Below are 855 nucleotides of genomic sequence, written 5' to 3' on the forward strand. Positions count from 1 at the left end.
TTCGATACGCTGACAGATGTCTTGCACTGCTTGAGCGTCAACGGTTTTCCAGGAAGGATTACGTTTTCTGAGCTTAGCAATATGCTTCTGGAGCTTGGAGCAGTTCAAGTGTTTGCCCCACATCCGATAGTACCGACGATGCAACGCAATACAGTGGTTGTAAATCGTTCCCGAGGCATTAACGATGCACTTCAGGTGACGATTTCGCTTGTGGTTGTACAGCTTGAACTTGAGCGTCTTCATGCTATTATAATAGCCTATTGAGGTAGCCAGTGGGTAGCCAGTCCCATGAAATTAAGATTAAGTGTCAGGATTGAGGCAGGACGACTTGAGAAACTGAGACGGGTTGCCAAGCAGAAGCGCAAAACGATGACTCAACTAATCGAAGATTGGATAGACAGGATTAAGGAAGCTGACGGCGGCTAAAGCCGCACGAGTCGCTTTTCCACCCCGCGCTAAAGCAGCAGGGCTATCAAGCTCCCGACCTATTCAACGTATCGTGCCTACCAGGCATGGGAAATTGCAACTGCGCCCACACTATATAGAACGAGACTTTACCGCATGAATCGGGAGCTTGAAAGCCCTGACTTTTTACGCGCAAAGATAAAAAGCGACCCGTGCGGCGGTCGCCGCCGTTAAAATCAAATTGAGGTCTACAATCTAAAAAAGCAGGCGAAAATTTTTTAATCTATTTTCGTACATCATGTTGCCTCTCAGCTACGAATTCTCCCCTCAAGCCGACATGCCGCCAGGCTCAAAGGTAGAGTCGTGGTGGGAAATCTGTCGGCAAGTTGGCAATGATGGGCTGAGAGAACGCCAAGATGGGCTCAAATCCCGAAAATTGCCTGTCAACGC

At 48.5% G+C, this 855-nt stretch carries 1 pseudogene; it reads right to left on the reverse strand.

From position 1 onward, the window contains the following. Positions 1-243, reverse strand: a pseudogene (locus tag AS151_RS23310) (RNA-guided endonuclease TnpB family protein); the annotation flags it as partial. Positions 244-855: the final 612 nt, after the last annotated feature.

This window comes from Geitlerinema sp. PCC 9228 (assembly GCF_001870905.1).
In the GTDB taxonomy this organism is placed as follows: Bacteria; Cyanobacteriota; Cyanobacteriia; order Cyanobacteriales; family PCC-9228; genus PCC-9228.